The organism is Halomonas faecis, assembly GCF_010993975.1.
GTDB classification, from domain to species: domain Bacteria; phylum Pseudomonadota; class Gammaproteobacteria; order Pseudomonadales; family Halomonadaceae; genus Halomonas; species Halomonas faecis.
Window position 1 is genome coordinate 154,611 of sequence record NZ_JAACZO010000057.1, and the last position, 17,403, is coordinate 172,013.

Below are 17,403 nucleotides of genomic sequence, written 5' to 3' on the forward strand. Positions count from 1 at the left end.
CCGCTTTTTTGCGCTGCCGCCGGGCGCCCATTAGGATGCAACGATACCCATAAAAGAATCGAACGACATGACGCAGGAAACTCACTCACCCAGCCGACGCGAGCAGATCCTTCAGGCGCTCGCGCTGATGCTGGAGGAAGACAGCGGCAAACGCATCACCATCGCGGCACTGGCCCGACAGGTGGGCGTTTCCGAAGCCGCGCTCTATCGCCACTTCCCGAGCAAGGCCCGCATGTTCGAAGGGCTGATCGCCTTCATCGAGGAGACCCTGTTCGAGCGCATCACGCGCATTCTCGAGGAAGCGCCCGACGCCGTGTCGCGCTGCGGCCAGATTCTCACCCTGCTGCTCGCCTTCGCCGAGAAGAACCCCGGCCTGTCGCGGCTGCTCGATGGCGACGTGCTCACCGGCGAGACGGCCCGGCTGCGCCAACGCATCCATCAGCTCTTCGAACGCCTCGAGACCCAGCTCAAGCAGGTGCTGCGCGAGGCCGAGCTGCGCGAAGGGCGCCGCCCCACCCTGCCCGTTTCGGCAACGGCCAACCTGCTCATGGCCCAAGCCGAGGGGCGCATCGCCCAGTACGTGCGCAGCGACTTCCAGCGCCGCCCCACCGAGCACTGGGACGACCAGTGGGCACTGCTCTCGGCGCACCTGCTGCGCCCCGCCGCCCAGACCGCCTGAAGCCACGCCGAGGCACCCCCCAACAAAGCGCGTGCACCCCGTTCGCGAACGTCGCTGGTAAACGCCTTCAACGCACGACGCCCCGGCCAAGGCCGGGGCGTCGTCGTGTGTCGAAGGCTGTAAGCGCTAGCGCTCAGGCAGCCAGCGTCTCGCCGAGCTGCTGGCGGATCTTCTTCATGGCGTTCTTCTCGAGCTGGCGAATCCGCTCGGCGGAAACGCCATAGACATCGGCCAGCTCGTGCAGGGTCGCCTTGTTCTCGGCCAGCCAGCGGCGCTGCAGAATGTCCCGGGAACGCTCATCGAGGGCTTCCAGGGCCAGTTGCAGCCGACGACTGGCGTCATCTTCCCAGTCGCTGTCTTCGAGCTGAGTGGCCGGATCGCCGGTGGCATCGTCCAGGTAGTGTACCGGCGCCTGATAGGCCGACTCATCGTCGTCGTTCGGCGCCGCGTCGAAACCGGCATCGTGGGCAGCCAGGCGCCCTTCCATCTCGCGCACCACCTCGGGCTTGACGTCGAGGTCCTTGGCGATGGCCTCCACCTCGTCCCCGTTGAGCCAGGCAAGGCGTTTCTTGGCGCCACGCAGGTTGAAGAACAGCTTGCGCTGGGCCTTGGTGGTGGCGATCTTGACGATGCGCCAGTTGCGCAGCACGAATTCGTGGATCTCGGCCTTGATCCAGTGCACGGCGAACGAAACCAGCCGCACGCCCTGGTTGGGGTCGAAGCGTTTGACCGCCTTCATCAGGCCCACGTTGCCTTCCTGGATCAGATCGGCCTGGGGCAGGCCGTAGCCGGAATAGCTGCGGGCGATGTGCACCACGAAGCGCAGGTGCGACAGCACCAGACGGCGAGCCGCTTCCAGATCGCCCTCGTCGTGCAGACGAAAGGCCAGGTCACGCTCCTCGTCGGCGGAGAGCATGGGAATGCCGTTGACCGCCTGAATGTACCCGTTGAGGTCATGTCCCGGCGATAGCTGACCTACCGGCAGAAGACTGGTGCTCATATGCAGATTGTCTCCCTCGAAGCCCAATGTGCTGTTCACGAAAACCGGTTCACCACCCTAGCGTATCGGTCGCCCGATAGCCGTCGTTGCCACCTTTGACGGCCAGGACCGGAGAATGTTCCGTCATTGTCGGCTCGGTCGGCGGATCGTGACGCCAAGGCTGCCTTTCGAGCGAGCATCCACTGGAAAAGCGGCCAATTCCGCTACCGTGGGCGCACCTCCGACAAGTGCCGGCTCACGGCGATCCAGGCACCGAGCCAGCCCAATAGTGTACTGCAGATCAATAGCGTTGCCGACCCCATCAGCCCCAACTGCGGCATCGAGAAGTTCGCGCCATAGCTCGCCGCCAGCGCACGTACCGGCGAAGCCAACCACTGGTTGCCGAGTGCCAGCAAGGCCCAGGCCAGCAGGCCGCCACCCAGGCCGTACCAGGCTCCGCTGTAGAGAAAGGGGCGGCGCACGAAGGCGTGGGTGGCGCCGATCAGCATCACTACCTCGATCTCCTGACGGCGGCTCTCCACGGCCAGACGGATGGTGTTGCCCACCACCAGCAGCACACCAAGGCCGAACAGCACGCCCAACGCCAGGGCCGTGCGCCGTCCCAGCTCGGCCAGTTGGCGCAGCCGCTCGAGCCAGGCGAGGTCGAGACGCACCTCGTCGACGCCGGCCAGTGCCTCGAGCTCACCGGCAAGGGGTCGCACCGACTCTGGGGCCGGGTCGAGCGGGGTGATCACGATGCTCGCCGGCAGGGGGTTGTCATCGAGCCGAGCCAGCGCATCGTCCAACCCCAGCGCCTGCTGGAATTCGGCCATGCCCTCCGCTGCAGTGACCAGGCGCGTAGCGGCGACGCCCGGTTGGGCGGTGATCGCCTCGTCGATGCGCCCGGCCTCCCCCTCGCCCACTCCGGTTTCCAGGTAGGCGGTCAGCGTCGCACTCTCATCGAGTTCGGCATCGAGCAGCCTAGCGCTGTCCAGGGTGAGCCACAGCGCCGCCGGCAACACCAGGGCGATGGCGATGGCCAGCATGGTCAGCAGGCTGGCGATGGGGTGGCGCAGCAGGCGGCGGGCACTATCCGCACTCATCGCCCGATGATGGCGCAGCCAGGCGCGCAGTTGACTCGACGAACGGGTGCGCTGGGTTCGGGCACCGCGCTGCGCCGCGGGAGGCTGACGACTCATGCGGCCTCCTCGTCGGCAACCAGCCGACCTTCGCGCAGGCGCAGCGTCCGGTGGCGCAGCCGAGCGATCAGCGCCAGGTCGTGGCTGGCGATCATCACCGTGGTGCCGATACGGTTGAAGTCCTCGAACAGCGCCATGATGTCGGCGGAGAGCTGCGGGTCGAGATTGCCGGTGGGCTCGTCGGCCAGCAACAGCGACGGCTTGTTGACCACCGCCCGGGCGATGCCCACGCGCTGCTGTTCACCTCCGGAGAGTTCGATGGGCAGGGCGCGCTCGCGATGCAGGAGCCCCACCTTGTCGAGCGCGGCACGCACGCGACGTGCCGCTTCCCGGGGCTCCATGCCACGGATCTCCAGCGGCAAGGCCACGTTGTGATAGATCGAACGATCGAAGAGCAGCTGGTGGTCCTGGAAGACCACGCCGATCTGACGACGATAGAAGGGAATCTGGCTCGAGTGCAGGCGGCCGATGTCATGCCCGGCGACCAGGATACGCCCGCGGGAGGGGCGCTCGAGACGCATGACCAACCGCAACAGCGAACTCTTGCCGGCCCCTGAATGGCCAGTCAGGAAAACCATCTCGCCACGATGCACGCGAAAATCGAGGTTGGCGAGGGCTTCGAAGCGACCGCCGTAGCGTTTTCCCACGTGCTCGAAGACGATCATGCCGAAGCACTGTCTCGCGTGTCGCCCTGATCGAAGAGCGCATCAACGAAGTCCTTGGCCGCGAAGGGCCTCAGGTCATCCAGCGACTCACCCACGCCGATGAAGCGGATCGGCGTGCCCAGTTGCTTGGCCAGGGCGAAGATGATGCCACCCTTGGCCGTGCCGTCGAGCTTGGTCAGGGTGATGCCGGTGACCGGCACCGCCTCGTTGAAGGTATTGGCCTGTGAGAGCGCGTTCTGACCGGTACCGGCATCGAGCACCAGCATCACCTCATGGGGCGCACTGTCATCGAGCTTGCCCATCACGCGGCGCACCTTCTTGAGTTCCTCCATGAGGTGCGCCTTGTTGTGCAGGCGCCCGGCCGTATCGGCAATCAGCACGTCGACCCGTCGCGCCCGGGCCGCCGCCAAGGCGTCGTAGACCACCGAAGCGCTGTCGGCCCCGGTATGCTGGGCGATCACCGGCACCGCGTTGCGCTCGCCCCACACCTTGAGCTGCTCCACCGCCGCGGCACGGAAGGTGTCGCCGGCGGCGAGCATCACGCTGCGCCCCTCGCGCTGGAAGCGCTGGGTGAGCTTGCCGATGGTAGTGGTCTTGCCCACGCCGTTGACCCCGACGACCAGGATGACGAAGGGACCCTCACCCTTAGGTGGCAGCTCCAGCGGCTGGGCCACCGGGTCGAGCATGGCGGTGAGCTCCTCCTGCAGGGCGCGGTAGAGCGCCTGAGGATCGGCAAGCTCCTTGCGGGACACCCGTTCGGTGAGACGGTCGACGATGGCGGTGGTGGCCTCGATGCCCACGTCGGCCATCAGCAGTTGGGTCTCGAGCTCCTCGAGCAGTTCGTCGTCGATCTGCTTCTTGCCGAGAAAAAGCCCGGCCAGGCCGTCGGTGAGGTTGGCGCGGGTCTTGCCAAGGCCGGCGCGTATCCGCGCGAACCACCCCTTCTTCTCGCCGGCCGGCTTCTCCTGCAGCGCCGGGCGCACCGTTTCGGGTTCGACAGCAGCCTCGAGCTCCACCGGCACGTCGTCAGCATCCATCGCCTCGCGTAGTGGCTCCGCGTCTTCCGTTTCGGGCGCGGGCTCGGCCGGCGTTTCCGTCGCCTCCTCCGAGTCCGGCGCCTGCCGGGCCTGGTCTTCCTGCTGGTCGTCCTGCTGCTTCTTGCGCTTGAAAAAACCGAACATGGGGGAATTCAGCCTCGCGGGTGAATGATCGCCACATCCTACCACCGCGCATCATGACTGTGGATAAAGCGGCAGGTACAATTCCCCCTCATGAGTCGTCGCCGCCCTCCTTTCCGACAGCGCCACCAGCCCCACCGCCCCTCACGTGGCGGCGGACAGCTGCGCCTGATCGGCGGCGACTTCAAGCGCCGGCGGCTGCCGGTGCTCGACAGCCCCGGTCTCAGACCGACCCCCGACCGGATACGCGAGACGCTGTTCAACTGGCTGACCGCCGCCACCTCCGGCGCCCGCGTGCTGGATCTGTTCGCCGGTACCGGCGCCCTGGGGCTGGAGGCACTCTCCCGCGGCGCCGCCGAGGCGCATTTCGTGGAGCGCGATCCACGGGTGGCCCGCCAACTGACGAACAACCTCGCCACCCTGGATGCCACCGCACGCGGCCGGGTGATCGCTGCCGACGCGCTGGGCTTTCTCGCCGGAGAACCCTGGCCCTGCTCGCTGGCGTTTCTCGATCCCCCTTTCCGCCAGGGACTGGTCGCCCCCTGCTGCGCACGTCTCGAACAGGGCTGGCTCGCCGACGACGCCTGGATCTACGTCGAGATGGAGTCGGAGGCACGACCGAAAGTGCCGGCCAGCTGGGCGCTGCACCGTGAAGTGCGCGCCGGCGACACCACCGCCCGCCTGTACCGGCGCCACATCGAGTCGCCGACCGGCGACGCTTGCTGAGCTCTCGTCGCGGCGTTACGCTGCCAGCTCCAATGCCCGCCCCATCATGATGGCCGGCCCGGATCGCCAGGAAAACGTCAGGAGAAAAGGATGAGCAGCGAACTCTTCAACCGGCTCGAACAGAAGGTCGCCAGCGCCGTGGAGGCTCTGGAGCTGTACAGGATGGAAGCCGAAGAGCTGCGCGAAGAGAACCGTCGCCTCAAGCAGGAGCGCGAGGAGTGGGAGCGCCGCCTCAGTGACCTGCTGGGCAAGTTCGACGATGTCGAGACGGACCCGACGAACAGCGAACGCTGACCGCTCAACCCAGCGGGAGGGAGAGGAGTAGCGCATCTTCCCGCTGGCTCGTCCCTTCCAGCGGCGGGTAGTAGGCGCAGCGACGACCGTCCTCGACGAACCCGGCCCGCGCGTAGAGAGCCCGGGCGGGTGCATTACCTTCACGCACCTCCAGCAGCAAGCGTTCGCTTCCCCAGGCGTGCGCCTGGTCTATCACGGCGTCGAGCATTAGCACGGCAACCCCCTGACGACGCCAGTCCGGCGCCACCAGCAGCGCCTGAAGCTCCGCATCGAAGGGTAGCCGCGCCACCACGGCATGCCCCACCAATACGCCCCCGCTTTCCACGCCCAGCACGAGCATCGCCGGATCGCTCAGCGCCGCCAGCAACTGCCGCGAACGCAATGCCGGCGGCTGTGTCGTCTCCAGCGCCTCCAGCGTCGCCGCGTCCGTCTCGTCCAGCCGACGCAGCCGTCGCTCAGTCATGCCAGGCTCGTCGCCAGCCGGCCAGTCGCGGCCACAGTGCCCGCTTGGCGTCAGCACTGGCAGCCAGCTCATCGAGCGAGGGCTCCTGCCAGCCAGGCAGCCCCAGCAACTTACAGCGCTCCTCCGTCATGCCCAGCAGCGGCACCAGAATGTCATCATGCCCGAAGAGCAGCACCCGTTCCGGCGACCAGCCGCGCCACCCGGCACCCTCGATGAACGCCTGCAAGCCCTGCCGCGCCTCCTCCTCCGGCTCAGCGACCGGCATGCCCTCCGCCAGCGGCCAGCCAAACGCCTGAAACGTCGGTGCCTCGCGCAGGTCGATGCCGGCTGCGGAGAGGATGTTGCCGAGCAGCCGCACGCCGACCGCACCGGGGGGCCGGTCGCCGGGCAGCAGCACCAGCCAGCGCCCATCCAGGCAGGCAATCTGCACGGTGAAACGCAGCGGTTCGCGGAAGGCTTCCGTCATCGCCTCGTGAATCGGCTCGCCAGACGATGACGCCTCCTCGCTCGCTGCTGGCGTCGGCTCCAGCAGCTGCCGCGCTCGTCCGGGAGCGACCGCCTCCGGCGCTGCCTGCTGAGTCGGTTCGCTCTCCTGCGGGGACCGAGCGGGCCGCTGCTGCGCTTCGCGCTCGGCCTCATCGAGCAGCTCGTGAAGGCGTTGAGCCGGTGCAGCGCTAGGCTGCGGCGTCGCAGGCACCCAGTCGCAGGCCGCGCTCGCGCGGGCATTGGGTAGCCGATAGCGCGGCACCCAAGCCGTCAGCCCCATGGCCTCCAGGTACTGGAGGCGCTGCGGTTCGCCGGTCACGCCCCAGCGCCGCGACAGTTGGGTGAATCGGGGCGCATCCGGCCGCTCGCCTCCCACTCCTGCGGGGTGTAGAGATGCAGGGCCAGTGCATGGACCGGGCCGGAAAGTTCGTCGGCCAGCAGCGCGTAGATGCGCTGGTGACGCTTGACCGGCATCAGCCCCTCGAAGCGCTCGGAGACCAGCGTCACTTTGAAGTGGGTCTCCGAATTGGGCGGCACGGCATGCCGATGACTTTCATTCTCCACCGTCAGCACACTCGGTTCGAGGGCCTGCAACTTCTCTTCAATGACGGCTTGAATGCTCATGAGGGCTCCTCGATGATGGGTTTGGCACCATTGTACTCCCTTGCCCGGACACCGACGATGGCGTCATCCGGGCTCGATTCAGAGCGGCACCCGCCAGCGGCATGCGCGCCAGGCTAGCGACGAGGGAGAGCGTGCAGGCGGCCCCTCCCACCCACAGCGAGGCCTGCACGGGCGCGCCCGCAGCCAGGAAGGCGCCCACCAGTGCCACGCCCAACGACTGCCCGACGGTGCGCATGGTGCTCATCACCCCAGAAGCGTTAGCGCTGCGTTCGCGTGGCACGCTGGCCATCATTTCGCGGTTGTTGGGGGGCTGGAAGAGTCCGAAGCCGAGACCGCACAGCGCCGTGCGCCACAGGCCATCGACGATGCCCGCTTGCGCCTCGAGCCTGGCCAGGGCGATGAGACCGCCGATCAGCAGCACCAGACCGATACTCGACAGCACGCTGGGATTGACGCGGTCGGCCAACCGCCCCGCCAGTGGCCCCACCAGCATGATGGCCAGCGGCCAGGGAGTGAACAGCCACGCCGTCTGCAGCGGCGAGAAGCCCATCTCCTGCTGGTAGAGAAACGACAACGCCACGAAGGCGAGTCCCTGGCCGATGAACGCCAGCCCCGAGGCGGAGACCGCCAGGCTAAAGCGAGGCTCGTCGAACAGCGACAGAGGCAGGAGCGGATGCACGGCGTGACGCTGGCGACGCAGAAAGAGCCACCCGGCGCCCAGGCCGAGCGCCAGCCAGCCCAGCGCCTGCCAGGCCGGCGCGCCATGCCCCAGAGTATCCATGGCGAGAAAGACGCTGGCCAGCGTCGTGATGGAGAGCAACGCACCGACGGCATCGAAGCCACGATGCCGACGCGACTCGCAGGGCAGCGCACGCCGCGCCAGCCACAGTGCGCAGAGCCCGAGAGGCAGGTGCAGGGCGAAGAGCCAGGGCCAACTGGCCATGGAGAGCACCAGCCCACCCAGCGCCGGGCCCGAGGCATAGCCGCCCGCCACCACCAGAGCGCTGAGCCCCAGCGCGCTGCCCAACAGCCGAGAGGGGAAGATCGCCCGATAAAGCGACGGGCCGATGGAGAGCGTCGCCGCCGCCCCTAGCCCCTGCAGGGCACGAAAGACCAGCAACCACTCCAGGCTGCGCGATAGTGCCGCACCCAGGGAGGCGCAAACGAACAGCGCCAGCCCCGCTACGTAGAGGCGACGCCGGGTGACCAGTTCGCTGAGCGCTGCGCACACCAGCAGGAAGGCCGCACAGGTGACCTGGAAGAGGTTGGTCACCCACACGGCGCGTGACTCGGCCACGCCCAGATCGCGGGCGATGCTGGGCAGCGCCAGGTTGACCATGGTGGTGTCCACCACCGCCATCAAGGTACCCAGCACCAGAGCCAGCACGGCCAGGCGTCGTTCCGGCCCCGGCAGGCCATCGTCGCCGGGACGGCTCTCGAAGAGTCGACTCATGCCGTTTCCATCGCTGCGGGGACCATCAAAGACGAAACCGGCCGAAGCCGGTTTCACTGTGCGGGAGGGGCCCGTTACAGGCTCAATCCTGATCGACGTCCATCAGCAGACTATCGTCCACCTCGGAGATTTCCAGTGCCGCCTCGTCATCCAGGTCGATGGCCAGGTAGCTGTGCTCGAACTGCAGGAAACGCTGGAAGAGCGCCCAGTCCAGCGTTTCTGGCCACTGGCGTTCGTCTTCCTCCCAGGCACGCAGCTCGGTCTCGAGGATCTCGAGATAACGCTCGCGCACGAAAGCCTCCAAGGCCTCGGGCGTGTCCATCTCGGGAATCAGGTAGACGGTGCTTTCGCGTTCGACATCGCCAAGCGTCAGGTCGTCATCGCCCACGGTGGGCTCCAGCGCATTGATCCACTCCACGAAGTGGCGGGTCGGCCGGACGCTCAGGGCAGAGCGGTTGAGCAGTTTCATCGGGGTCTCCTCGACGTCGAAACGCTGACCATTATGGGCGCTGGTCGCGGCGTTTACCAATGCTTCCGCCCATCGGCGCAACACAGCCCCGGGGCTGGTCCGGGGGCAGGCTAGGCACTCAGGCGCTCGCCCTTCCGCCTTAGCAACAACGCCTGGCCGAAGCGCAGCCCCTTCAATCTCCTTCAGGGCGCATCGCCGGGAACAGCAGCACATCGCGAATCGAGGCGCTGTCGGTCAGCAGCATCACCAGGCGGTCGATGCCGATGCCCTCGCCGGCGGTGGGCGGCAGACCGTACTCCAGCGCGCGCACGTAGTCGGCATCGAAATACATCGCCTCGTCGTCGCCGGCCTCCTTCTCGGCCACCTGCTCGCGGAAGCGCTCGGCCTGGTCCTCGGCGTCGTTGAGCTCCGAGAAGCCGTTGGCGATCTCGCGGCCGCCGACGAAGAACTCGAAGCGCTCGGTGACGAAGGGGTCGCTGTCCTTGCGACGCGCCAGCGGGCTCACCTCGGTGGGATAGTCGGTGATGAAGGTGGGCTGCTGGAGACGATGTTCCACGGTCTTCTCGAAGATCTCGATCTGGACCTTGCCCAGGCCCCAGCCGTCCTTGACGTCGATATCCAGGCGCTCGGCGATCTGACGGGCGGCACTCTCGTCGGCCAGCGCCTCGGCATGGATGTCCGGGTTGTACTCGAGAATCGAGTCGAAGACGCTCAGACGGCGCAGCGGCCGCCCGAAGTCGTACTCGTAGTGCTCGAGCACCTCACCGTCGCTGTTGCGCACGGTGTTGACCACGGTGGTGGTGCCCAGCACCTCTCGGGTGATCGTGCGCAGCATCTCCTCGGTGAGGTCCATCAGGTCGTGGTAGTCCGCGTAGGCCTGATAGAACTCGACCATGGTGAACTCGGGATTGTGGCGCGTGGAGAGGCCTTCGTTGCGGAAATTGCGATTGATCTCGAAGACCTTCTCGAAGCCGCCCACCACCAGGCGCTTGAGGTAGAGCTCCGGCGCGATGCGCAGGTACATGTCGAGGTCGAGCGCATTGTGGTGGGTGACGAAGGGCCGCGCCGTGGCGCCACCGGGAATCGGCTGCAGCATGGGGGTTTCCACCTCCATGAAGCCGCGCGCCTCGAAGAAACGTCGCATGGCGCTGATCACTCCGGCACGGGTTTCGAACACCCGGCGCGAGCCGGGATTCATGATCAGATCCACGTAGCGCTGGCGATAGCGCGCCTCCATGTCGGTGAGACCGTGGAACTTGTCGGGCAACGGCCGCAGGCTCTTGGTGAGCAGCGTTGCCTCGTCCATCTTCACGTAGAGGTCGCCCTTGCCCGACTTGTGCACCGCCCCCCGGCCAGCGACGATGTCGCCGATGTCCCAGCCTTTGATGTCCTCGAGCGTCTCGGCCGGCAACCCCTTCTTGTCGACGTAGAGCTGGATCTGGCCACTGACGTCCTGGATGACGATGAAGGGGCCGCGCTTGCGCAGGATTCGCCCGGCCACGCAGGCCTGGCGATCCAATTCCTCGAGCTCGGCCTTGTCCTTGTCGCCCAGTTCATCGATCAGCTCGGCGGCATGGCTGTCGCGGCGCACGTGATTGGGAAAAGCGCTCGCGCCACGCGCCGCCGCCTGCTCACGCCGCGCGGCGAGCTTGGCGCGCCGCTCGGCGATCAGACGATTCTCGTCGGTTTGCGGGCTATCCGGTGAAGAGCTCTGGTTGGCCATGTCGTTACCTGTAAAAATGGGCTACTGGCTGCGAGCGACGGGCCACGAGCTGGCTGACTACTGCTCGTGGCCCGTGGCGCGAGGCTACAGGCCTTGCTTGAGGCTGGCTTCGATGAACTGATCCAGATCGCCGTCCAGCACCTTCTCGCAGTTGCTCGTCTGCACGCCGGTGCGCAGATCCTTGATGCGCTGGTCGTCGAGCACGTAGGAGCGGATCTGACTGCCCCAGCCGATGTCCGCCTTGGCCTCCTCGGCCTGCTGCTTGGCGGCGTTGCGCTTGTCCATCTCGTGCTCCCACAGCTTCGCCTTGAGCTGCTTCATGGCGAAGTCGCGGTTGGCATGCTGGCTGCGCTGGCTCTGGCACGCCACCACGATACCGGTCGGCTCGTGGGTGATGCGCACGGCGGAGTCGGTGGTGTTGACGTGCTGGCCGCCCGCCCCGCTGGAGCGATAGGTGTCGACGCGCAGGTCCGCCGGGTTGATCTCAACCTCGAAGCTGTCGTCCACCTCCGGCGACAGGAACACCGAGGCAAAGGAGGTGTGGCGACGCCCACCGGAATCGAAGGGACTCTTGCGCACCAGGCGGTGAACGCCGGTCTCGGTGCGCAGCCAGCCGAAGGCGTAATCGCCCTGCACATGCAGGGTCGCCGACTTGATGCCGGCCACCTCGCCGCCGGAGAGCTCGATGATTTCCGCCTTGAAGCCGTGGTGCTCGCACCAGCGCAGGTACATGCGCAGCAGCATGTTGGCCCAGTCCTGGGCCTCGGTGCCACCGGAACCGGCCTGGATGTCCAAGTAGGCGTTGTTGGCGTCCATCTCGCCGGAAAACATGCGCCGAAACTCGAGCTTCTGCAGGTTCGTCTCGAAGCCTTCGAGCTCCTTTTCGACCTCGGCGACAGTGCCTTCGTCCGCCTCCATCTCGGCCAGCTCCAGCAGGTCACGACTGTCGCCGAGCCCCTGCTCCAGCTCGTCGATGGTAGCGACGATCACCTCGAGCGTGGCGCGCTCCTTGCCGAGCTTCTGGGCGTAGTCCGGATCGCTCCACACGTCCGGGTCCTCGAGCTCGCGGGTCACTTCCTCTAGCCGATCCTTCTTCTCGGCATAGTCAAAGATACCCCCTCAGGACGTCTGTCCGCTCAGACAGGTCCTTGATGCGGTTGTGGATGGCGTTGGTTTCCAGCATGGATCGCTCACCTGAATCGTCAGTGGCAAAACGGCCGCCGCGGCACTGGTCGAACACCAGGCCCCGGCGGCACGGAAAAGACGGCCATTGTAGCGAATGTGCCGCGCCATCGCATCATGGCGACGTCGGCTAGCATAGCTATCGCAGTTAGCAAGTTTACTCGATGCTGATCCGTCGACAGGTCTGCAAGGAGGCGCTGTGAACCCCTCCCTGGGCGCTACTTTTGCCATCCATGGCAAAAGACCTCCTCTTCGACCTGTCCCCGGCGCACCTCGCCGTGTTCAACTGCCATTGCCCTGCGTCGGCCAAACGCAGGCGACCCGGCCGAAGCCGGGTCGCCTGCATCGCGATGAACGGGTTCGCCGTCAGAACCGATAGGTCAGCTGCGCGCCGAAGCCATGGGCCTCGTTCTTGTAGTCGGCATCGTAGGTGGAAGTCACATCCCCCCCGGGACCACTATCCACTCGTTCCTGGCTAACACTGGTACTGCGCTCGGTCAGATAGGAATACGCGAAGTCCAGCGTCAGATTCTCGGTGGGCGTCCAGCCGGCCCCCAGCGAGAAGATGCGGCGATCGTCCGAGGGAATGCGAGCACTGCGGAACTCGTCGCTGGTCGGCGTATTGTCGAGAGTCACGCCGGCGCGCAAGACCCACTGCGGATTGAGCTGGTATTCACCGCCTGCGGCAAAGGCCCAGGCATTGGAGTAGTCCTGCTCTTCGCGAGTGATCGTGCCGCCTTGGTTGTTGGTCACCAGAATCTCATCGAACTGACTCCAGCGCGTCCAGGAAGCGCCGAACATCAGTTTGAGGTTATCGCTCATCTGCTGAGTGATGGAGAAGTTGACGGTTTCCGGCGTCGTCAGATCCAGGTTTGCATCGCTCTCACTCTGAACCACGCCTCCGATTGTGGCTTGGTAATCACCGGTCAGCGTGTAGTCGACCTTGGAGCGATAGGTCAGGCCCAGCGTGGTTTCCGGCACCGGCTGAAACACCACACCGAGATTGTATCCCCAACCATCGTCGTCGCCTTCCACACGGGCATCGGCCTCAGCATAAGTAGGTCCTGCTCCGACAATTGCCGGAACCTGCCGATGCAGCTCTCCATCCACGCGGTTATAGGTAATGCCGGCACCCACCGACCACTGGTCGTTGAAACGATAAGAAACGGTCGGCTGAGCACTCATCACCGTCAGTTGGGTGTAGTTGCCCAGGTTGCGGCCGACGAAGCCATCTTCGTAGTCCGTCTCCGAACCGAAGGGCGCATAGACGCCGAAGCCGAAAGCCAGCTTGTCGGTCACCGGCTGGGCGTAGAAGGCGAAGGGCACGAACTTGCCCGGCACCATATCGCCATCGGCTGTGCCAGAAACATCTTGAGCAGCGATCGGGCCAACAGCCGTCGGGTAGCGAGTCGCTTCCGCATTGTCGATATCGCTATTGACGTTCAGGTAAGTCCCCCCAGCCGTCACCTGGGCACGATCGAGAAACGACATGCCCGCCGGGTTGCCGAACACGATGGTGGCGTCGTTGACGTTGGAACTGCGCCCGGCGTGGCCGTAGCCCTGGCCGCTGACGCTCTGCTCGTTGACCTGGTAGCCGCCGGCGTGAGCCTGACCGGCGATGGCGGCAGCGGCGATGGCCACGGCCCAGGACAGCTTGTTGAACTTGTTGTGCATGGTCTCGATTCCTCTTGCTCGTACGCTGGCGCGCATTGTTGTCGGGCCCTCGGCGGGGCGCTCTGCGTTCAGTTGTCGCTTATCAGTCCACTCGGATCAAGGGCAAACGTTCGTTTTAATGCTGAAAACGCTCATACTTTAGTGGCAGGCCCGTCTAAGCCATTGAACATACGTTTGATCGCAATGCCTGGCCGAGGCGCCAAAAACGACTTGACCCTTGTGTTACCCAAAGGTTTTACACTGTCGATGTATCGACAACCACGAGAGTCGTCATGAAAGTCAGCGAACTGGCCCGACACGCCGGAGTCACCGCCGAGACGGTGCGTCACTACACCCGCGAGGGTCTGCTGAGCCCCGACCGCGAACCCAGCAACGGCTACCACCGCTACGACGAAACCGACCTGGAACGGCTGCGCTTCATCCAGCGCGCCCGCACCCTGGGCTTCAGCGTGGCCGAGGTGCGCGACATCCTCGTCCATGCCGACCACGGCGACTCACCCTGCCCCATGGTGCGCGACCTGCTCGCCGCCCGGCTGCCGGAAATCCACCGCCGCATCGCCGAGCTGCAAGCGCTGGCCGCGCGCATGGAGCAGGCACTCGACGCCTGGGCCGACATGCCCGACGGCACGCCCGACGGTCATAGCCTGTGCCGGCTGATCGAGAGTTTTCCCGAACCGCTGCGAGGCGACGAGGAACAGCCCGCCAAGGAGGCCCGATGAACGCTAGACGAACGCTGGTTCGCACCGTACCCGGCATGAGCTGCCAGGGCTGTGTGGCCAACATGCGCCGCGCCATTCTGGCGCGTGATCCAGAGGCCGAAGTGACCGGTACGCCAGCCGAGAAGCGCCTGGAGGTCACGGCCGCTCTCGACGCCGAGACACTGGACGGTGTACTGGAAGGTGCCGGCTATCCTCCCGAGACAGGATCCGGCGACGCCGACGAGCGACGCCGGCGCACCCGTAACGTGCCGGGCATGAGCTGCCAGGGCTGCGTGAAACGCATGCGCGAGGCGATCCAGGCCCGCGATCCGCATGCCGAGGTGACCGGCATGCCGGAAAAGCAGCGCCTGGAAGTGACCACCACACTCGATGACGATGCCCTGGACGAGATCCTGCACGAGGCGGGCTATCCGCCCGGCGAAGCGGCGGAGCCGCAAACCGACGGTACACCGGAAAGTGCGAGCGAGGAGGACCGTTCGTCCACGACCGCCAGCGATGCGCCCATGGAAGGGGCCACCACCCAGCGGCTGTCGATCAGCGGCATGACCTGCGCCAGTTGCGTGAAGAGCGTACAGCAGGCGCTGGAGCGCACGCCCGGAGTGGCCACGGCCAGCGTCAACTTCGGCACCCACGCCGCCCAGGTGCACGGTACGGCCGAGACCGATGCCCTGGTGGCGGCGGTAGAGTCCGTGGGCTACGGCGCCGAACCCATCGTCGACCTGCGCCAGGCCGAAGCGACCCGTGCCGAGAAGGACGAAAAAACCTACCGCCAGCGTCTGCGCGGCAGCGCCTGGTCGCTGGCACTCGCGGTGCCGCTGATGGCCAGCATGTTCGTCTACCATCCGCATCCGATGGGCGGCGGGCGCCTCTACTGGCTGGTGGTCGGCCTGCTGACCCTGGCCATCATGGCCTTTCCCGGCCGCCACTTCTTCGTCAACGCCTGGAAGAACTTCAAGCACCATCAGGCCAACATGGACACCCTGGTGGCCATGGGCACCGGCACCGCCTGGCTCTACTCCATGGCAGTGGTGGCCTTCGCTCCCTGGCTGCCCGAAGTGGCCCAGGGGATCTACTTCGAGGCCTCGGCGATGGTCATCGGCCTGGTCCTGCTCGGCAACGCCATGGAGCTCAAGGCGCGCGGCCGCACCAGCGAGGCACTCAAGCGCCTGCTCGACCTGCAAAGCCGCACTGCACGGGTGATCCGCGACGGCCAGGAGCAGGAGGTCGATATCGATGCGGTACGCGAGGGAGACCATATCCGCGTGCGGCCCGGGGAGCGCCTGCCGGTGGACGGCCAGGTCACCGAGGGCTCGAGCCACATCGACGAGTCCATGCTCACCGGCGAGCCCGTGCCCGTGGCCAAGGGCGAAGGCGACGAGGTGAGCGCCGGCACCGTGAACGGCAAGGGCGGCCTGATCTACCGCGCGACAAGAGTGGGTAGCGACACGCGACTGGGTCAGATCACCGAGCAGGTGGCCCGCGCCCAGAACTCCCGCCCACCGATCGGCGAACTGGCTGACAAGGTATCGAGCGTGTTCGTGCCCTCGGTGATGATCATCGCCGTGATCACGGCGCTGGCCTGGTTCAATTTCGGCGCCGAGCCGCGGGTGATCCACATGCTGGTGACCGCCACCACGGTGCTGATCATCGCCTGCCCCTGCGCCCTGGGCCTGGCCACACCGATCTCCACGATGATCGGTGTGGGCAAGGCGGCCGAACACGGCGTGCTGGTGAGAAGCGGCGAGGCACTGCAGACGGCGAGCAAGCTCAGCACCCTGGTGGTGGACAAGACCGGCACTCTCACCGAGGGCAAGCCGCGTGTCACCGAGGCGGAGATCCTCGACGGCGATGAGCGCCGGGTACTGGGATGGGTGGCCGCCCTGGAGCGAGGGTCCGAGCATCCGCTGGCCGCGGCGCTGCTGGCACATGCCGAAGCGACCGACGCCGAGGTCGCCGACATCCAAGACTTCGACAGCATCACCGGCGGCGGCGTGACGGCGCGCACTACCGACGGTAAGCGACTGCTTCTGGGCAATGCCCGGCTCCTGGAGGACGCCGGCATCGACCTGGCCAGCGGCCGCCAGAAGGCGGAAACGCTGGAGGAGAAGGCCCGCACGGTGGTGTATTTCGCCATCGACGACCGCTTGTCCGCCATCTTTGGCGTCAGCGACCCCCTGCGTCACGACACCATCGAGGCCGTGAGACGCCTGCAGACCGATGGCCTCAAGGTGGTGATGCTCACCGGCGACAACGTTCACACCGCCGCCGCCATTGCCCGCGAAGTGGGCATCGACGACTACCGCGCCGGCCTCAAGCCCGAGGACAAGCACGCCGAGATCGAGCGCCTGCAGAACGCTGGCGAGGTCGTCGGCATGGTGGGCGACGGCATCAACGACGCCCCGGCGCTGGCCCGCGCCAACGTCGGCTTCGCCATCGGCCAGGGTACTGACGTAGCCATCGAAAGTGCTGGCATCACGCTGATGCGCGGCTCGCTTCACGGCATTGCCGATGCCATCGAGATCAGCCGCATGACGCTTGCCAACATCAAGCAGAATCTGGTCGGCGCCTTCGGGTACAACGCATTGTGCATCCCCATCGCTGCCGGCGTGCTCTACCCGCTCACCGGCATGCTGCTTTCGCCCATGATCGCCGGAGCCGCCATGTCGCTGTCGTCGATCACCGTGGTCAGCAATGCCAATCGGCTGCGGCTCAAGCGCCCGCAGGGCACCGCCCATGCCCCGTCCACCGCTCGCGCAACCCAGGAGGCCAACGCATGAGCTGGATCGTCAATCTTGCCGGACTCGCCCTGATCGCCGCCATCGCCTGGTGGTTCTGGAAGCCGAGCTGACGAGCCGACCTGCTAGGCTATAGAGGCAATCGTGTCAGGAGC

General features: G+C 66.2%; 17 protein-coding genes. 5 read left to right on the plus strand and 12 right to left on the minus strand.

All coding sequences use genetic code 11. The annotated features are described in order from the left end of the window. Window positions 1-67 precede the first annotated feature (67 nt). Window positions 68-679 (plus strand): nucleoid occlusion factor SlmA, encoded by a 612-nt coding sequence (gene slmA, locus GFD32_RS17660; protein WP_163577891.1) that lies wholly within the window; start codon window positions 68-70, stop codon window positions 677-679. Between the two features lie 133 nt (window positions 680-812). Here slmA and rpoH read toward each other — a convergent pair whose 3' ends face one another. The 4 genes from rpoH to ftsY all read right to left on the minus strand — a co-directional run bounded on the left by rpoH (window position 813) and on the right by ftsY (window position 4,703). Then, window positions 813-1,679, minus strand: a complete 867-nt coding sequence (gene rpoH, locus GFD32_RS17665; RefSeq protein WP_163577892.1) for an RNA polymerase sigma factor RpoH — start codon at window positions 1,677-1,679, stop codon at window positions 813-815. Between the two features lie 203 nt (window positions 1,680-1,882). Continuing rightward, window positions 1,883-2,857, minus strand: coding sequence for a permease-like cell division protein FtsX (ftsX, locus tag GFD32_RS17670; protein ID WP_163577893.1), 975 nt, complete (start codon window positions 2,855-2,857; stop codon window positions 1,883-1,885). After that, window positions 2,854-3,522, minus strand: coding sequence for a cell division ATP-binding protein FtsE (ftsE, locus tag GFD32_RS17675; protein WP_163577894.1), 669 nt, complete (start codon window positions 3,520-3,522; stop codon window positions 2,854-2,856). The genes ftsX and ftsE overlap by 4 nt, the downstream gene beginning before the upstream one ends. After that, window positions 3,519-4,703: a signal recognition particle-docking protein FtsY gene (gene ftsY, locus GFD32_RS17680; protein ID WP_163577895.1), complete on the minus strand. Its 1,185-nt coding sequence runs from the start codon at window positions 4,701-4,703 to the stop codon at window positions 3,519-3,521. The genes ftsE and ftsY overlap by 4 nt, the downstream gene beginning before the upstream one ends. Window positions 4,704-4,793: 90 nt before the next feature. Here ftsY and rsmD point away from each other — a divergent pair, with 90 nt between their 5' ends. Next, window positions 4,794-5,426 carry a 16S rRNA (guanine(966)-N(2))-methyltransferase RsmD gene (gene rsmD / locus GFD32_RS17685; RefSeq protein ID WP_163577896.1) on the plus strand — a complete coding sequence of 211 codons (633 nt, stop codon included), beginning with the start codon at window positions 4,794-4,796 and terminating at the stop codon, window positions 5,424-5,426. 90 nt (window positions 5,427-5,516) lie between these two features. Beyond that, window positions 5,517-5,720 (plus strand): cell division protein ZapB, encoded by a 204-nt coding sequence (locus tag GFD32_RS17690; RefSeq protein ID WP_163577897.1) that lies wholly within the window; start codon window positions 5,517-5,519, stop codon window positions 5,718-5,720. A gap of 4 nt (window positions 5,721-5,724) precedes the next feature. On the opposite strand, the gene GFD32_RS17695 is transcribed toward GFD32_RS17690, so the two are convergent. From GFD32_RS17695 to GFD32_RS17730, 8 genes are all read right to left on the minus strand, one after another. Further along, window positions 5,725-6,183, minus strand: a complete 459-nt coding sequence (locus GFD32_RS17695; RefSeq protein WP_163577898.1) for a GNAT family N-acetyltransferase — start codon at window positions 6,181-6,183, stop codon at window positions 5,725-5,727. Further along, entirely contained in the window at window positions 6,176-6,988 is an 813-nt protein-coding gene (locus GFD32_RS17700; RefSeq protein WP_163577899.1) for a flagellar biosynthesis protein FlhF, read from the minus strand. The genes GFD32_RS17695 and GFD32_RS17700 overlap by 8 nt, the downstream gene beginning before the upstream one ends. Next, on the minus strand, window positions 6,985-7,293 hold the full coding sequence (locus tag GFD32_RS17705; protein WP_163577900.1) for a BolA family protein: 309 nt from the start codon (window positions 7,291-7,293) through the stop codon (window positions 6,985-6,987). Before GFD32_RS17705 ends, GFD32_RS17700 begins: the two co-directional genes overlap by 4 nt. After that, entirely contained in the window at window positions 7,271-8,746 is a 1,476-nt protein-coding gene (locus GFD32_RS17710) for an MFS transporter (RefSeq protein WP_163577901.1), read from the minus strand. The genes GFD32_RS17705 and GFD32_RS17710 overlap by 23 nt, the downstream gene beginning before the upstream one ends. 82 nt (window positions 8,747-8,828) lie before the next feature. Continuing rightward, on the minus strand, window positions 8,829-9,215 hold the full coding sequence (locus GFD32_RS17715) for a hypothetical protein (RefSeq protein WP_089683969.1): 387 nt from the start codon (window positions 9,213-9,215) through the stop codon (window positions 8,829-8,831). Between the two features lie 172 nt (window positions 9,216-9,387). Beyond that, window positions 9,388-10,938, minus strand: coding sequence for a lysine--tRNA ligase (gene lysS, locus GFD32_RS17720; protein ID WP_163577902.1), 1,551 nt, complete (start codon window positions 10,936-10,938; stop codon window positions 9,388-9,390). An 84-nt stretch (window positions 10,939-11,022) separates the two neighbouring features. Continuing rightward, window positions 11,023-12,121, minus strand: a protein-coding gene (prfB, locus tag GFD32_RS17725; protein WP_163577903.1) for a peptide chain release factor 2 whose coding sequence is annotated in 2 segments (ribosomal slippage) — window positions 11,023-12,045 and window positions 12,047-12,121 — 1,098 coding nt in all. Because the reading frame shifts where the segments join, the coding sequence is not laid out codon by codon here. 365 nt (window positions 12,122-12,486) lie between these two features. Next, window positions 12,487-13,794, minus strand: a complete 1,308-nt coding sequence (locus GFD32_RS17730) for an OmpP1/FadL family transporter (RefSeq protein ID WP_163577904.1) — start codon at window positions 13,792-13,794, stop codon at window positions 12,487-12,489. Window positions 13,795-14,066: 272 nt separating this feature from the next. Between GFD32_RS17730 and GFD32_RS17735 the strand changes: the two genes are divergently transcribed. Next, window positions 14,067-14,513 carry a MerR family transcriptional regulator gene (locus GFD32_RS17735; protein WP_163577905.1) on the plus strand — a complete coding sequence of 149 codons (447 nt, stop codon included), beginning with the start codon at window positions 14,067-14,069 and terminating at the stop codon, window positions 14,511-14,513. Next, window positions 14,510-17,290 (plus strand): heavy metal translocating P-type ATPase, encoded by a 2,781-nt coding sequence (locus tag GFD32_RS17740; protein WP_455429262.1) that lies wholly within the window; start codon window positions 14,510-14,512, stop codon window positions 17,288-17,290. Before GFD32_RS17735 ends, GFD32_RS17740 begins: the two co-directional genes overlap by 4 nt. Window positions 17,291-17,403: the final 113 nt, after the last annotated feature.